The following is a 3,016-nucleotide window of genomic DNA, read 5'->3' on the forward strand; positions in this document are numbered from 1 at the left end:
TTAAATATTTGGGGTATCCGGAATTTCTGGTTGATAAAATGCCAAAGATGTAAAGAAGAAAATCTTTCTCAGCGGATTATCTGATTGATCCTCTTCAGCCTACTCTACTGCCAATTTTCTGTTTCCACCTTCGCCTGAGTCTTCATAGCGATGCTGACTAGGGAGGACAGCGAGAGCTGGGCAAGCGTCAAAGCGGTTCTGGTTCATGCGCAATCCGAACACCTGCACAACATTCCTCTTGTAAGAAACCGATCAAATTCTCTAGGTGCCCATACTCGGGTATACAGACAATCGTGCGGCTATGTTTCTCCTGCCGGATCAGCCCTACCTTGGCCATGCGCGCAAGGTGATGTGATAGCGTCGAAGCAGGAATACCCAGCCCCTTCTGGATATCTCCGACCGAAGCCCCATCATGGCCAGCTTTGACCAGAAAGCGGAACACGGACAGTCGGTGACTATTCCCTAGCTCAGCTAAGCTGGCTGCAACCTTTTCGTGATCCATAGCACGCCCCAATAATTCGATGTTTCTAGAATTATAGTTGACAGGTCGGATAAACGCAAGTAGGCCGCGTACATCATTTCGACAATACTAGAAATATAGGAGTAATATTGAATGTCATCTCAACTCCAAGACGCTCTAGGCATGTTCGCCTTTCTCGCTATCGAGCTATCGGTTTTATTCATTGGCATTAGCTTGCTGGTCGGAGTTCTTCAACGTCACATCCCACCATCCAAGGTGGAAGCGTTACTGACTTCCAGTGGGAAGCGAGGCTATTTTCTTGCTGCTGGTTTAGGAGCTATAACGCCCTTCTGTAGTTGCTCGACTATCCCCATGTTGAAAGGGTTGATTCGGGCACGGGCCGGTTTTGGGCCGATGATGGTGTTTCTTTTCTCATCTCCGTTGCTGAATCCTATCGTCGTCGGCCTGCTGGTTGCCACGTTTGGATGGACACTTACTGCTATCTATGTGCTCGCCGCTTTGGTGGTCGCGGTAGGTGCCGGATGGCTGCTTCACACGCTTGGCTTCGAGCGTTATGTGCGCCGGACGGCGACACAAGAGAGCAGTGGATGTAGTTCATCAGCAAGCCCGTGCAGTGCTACATCGACCGCATCGAGTTGCGGCACCAACAGCTGCGACACCACTCCGAAGACGGCTTCTTGCGGGGCTGATAGGAAGACAACAGTCTCTACGTCTAGCGAATGCTGTGACAGTCAACCCACTGTCACGGTTAAGAAAGAAGGGAAGTACAGTGGTGTGTGGCGGGAAGCTTGGTCGGACTTTATCGATGTGTTGCCTTACCTGCTCATCGGTATTGCGATTGGCAGCGTGATCTATGGTTTCATGCCCACTGACTTATTGGAGCAGTATGCAGGCCCAGATAATCCCTTTGCCATTCCAGTTGCCGCTGTCATCGGCGTGCCGTTGTATATTCGCGCTGAAGCCGTCATACCTCTGGCAGCGGCTCTGATGGCCAAAGGCGTGGGTGCCGGGACGGTGCTAGCGTTGATCATCGGCAGTGCCGGAGCCAGCCTGACTGAGCTCATTCTGTTGCGCTCTTTGTTCACGCTGAAGCTTTTAGCGGCGTTTTTAGCAGTCATTTTTGCTATGGCGATGATTGCCGGTTACGCCACCTACCTGTTTTTCTGATCAAGGCGGGAGATGATTAATTCGTTAAGCCTTCCTGGGTACCAGTTGGTGGATTCTGATGAGCAGAATGAAGACATACATTTTCGGCTTGAAGCACCTACACCAGTAGCCTGCGAGGGGTGCGGCGTGCAGGGTGAGTTCGTACGGTTCGGCAAGCGTGACGTTCCCTATCGTGATCTGCCCATCCACGGCAAGCGGGTCACTCTCTGGGTGGTCCGCCGCCGATACACCTGCCGGGCCTGCAAGACAACATTCAGGCCCCAGCTACCAGAGATGGTGGACGGATTCCGTATGACACTGCGGCTGCATGAGTACGTGGAGAAGGAATCCTTCAACCACCCCTACACCTTTGTGGCGGCACAGACCGGCCTGGACGAGAAGACGGTGCGCGACATCTTCAACGCCCGCGCCGAGTTCCTGGGGCGCTGGCACCGCTTCGAGACGCCCCGCATCCTGGGCATTGACGAGCTATACCTGAACAAGCGCTACCGCTGCATTCTGACCAACATTGAGGAGCGAACCCTGCTCGACCTGCTGGCCACCCGCCGCCAGGACGTGGTGACCAACTACCTGATGAAGCTGAAAGACCGGCAGAAGGTCGAGATCGTCAGCATGGACATGTGGAACCCCTACCGGGCAGCGGTCAAGGCTGTGCTGCCCCAGGCCCGTATCGTGGTCGATAAGTTCCATGTGGTGCGCATGGCCAACGATGCCCTAGAGAGAGTGCGCAAGGGCCTCAGAAAGGAGCTGAAACCGTCCCAGAGCCGGACTCTCAAGGGAGACCGGAAAATCCTGCTGAAACGCGCTCACGAAGTCTCAGACCGGGAGCGCCTCATCATGGAGACCTGGACAGGCGCGTTCCCGCAACTGCTGGCCGCCTACGAGCACAAGGAGCGCTTCTACGGCATCTGGGACGCCACCACACGGCTCCAGGCAGAAGCCGCCCTGGACGAGTGGATAGCCACCATCCCGAAGGGCCAAAAGGAAGTCTGGAGCGATCTGGTCAGGGCAGTGGGAAACTGGCGCGAAGAGACCATGACCTACTTCGAGACGGACATGCCCGTCACCAACGCTTACACGGAGTCCATCAACCGACTGGCCAAGGACAAGAACCGTGAAGGGCGCGGTTACTCCTTCGAGGTGATGCGGGCACGAATGCTCTACACCACGAAGCACAAGAAGAAGGCACCGACTGCGAAGGTCTCTCCTTTCTACAAGAAAACCATCGGTTACGGACTGCCGGACTTCGCAGAGGAACTCAACTACGGAGTCGATCTATCAACCATCTGAGGGTGGTATCAGATTGATGGGGTGAAGGTGCCCCATCAACCATTAAATCCGTATACCCTAGTTTTGAACATGGTATTT

General features: G+C 54.4%; 3 protein-coding genes. 2 read left to right on the forward strand and 1 reads right to left on the reverse strand.

The window, feature by feature from the left end; all coding sequences use genetic code 11:
- Nucleotides 1-187 precede the first annotated feature (187 nt).
- A complete protein-coding gene (locus tag A3736_RS16635) occupies nt 188-502 on the reverse strand; it encodes a helix-turn-helix transcriptional regulator (RefSeq protein ID WP_000349485.1) in 315 nt (104 codons plus the stop codon).
- A gap of 111 nt (nt 503-613) precedes the next feature.
- Between A3736_RS16635 and A3736_RS05250 the strand changes: the two genes are divergently transcribed.
- Nucleotides 614-1,648 (forward strand): permease, encoded by a 1,035-nt coding sequence (locus A3736_RS05250; protein WP_000098298.1) that lies wholly within the window; start codon nt 614-616, stop codon nt 1,646-1,648.
- A 12-nt stretch (nt 1,649-1,660) separates the two neighbouring features.
- Nucleotides 1,661-2,938, forward strand: a complete 1,278-nt coding sequence (locus A3736_RS05255) for an ISL3 family transposase (RefSeq protein ID WP_000610830.1) — start codon at nt 1,661-1,663, stop codon at nt 2,936-2,938.
- The last annotated feature ends 78 nt before the right edge of the window (nt 2,939-3,016 follow it).

It is taken from the genome of Erythrobacter sp. HI0063 (genome assembly GCF_001635685.1).
Taxonomy (GTDB): domain Bacteria; phylum Pseudomonadota; class Alphaproteobacteria; order Sphingomonadales; family Sphingomonadaceae; genus Qipengyuania.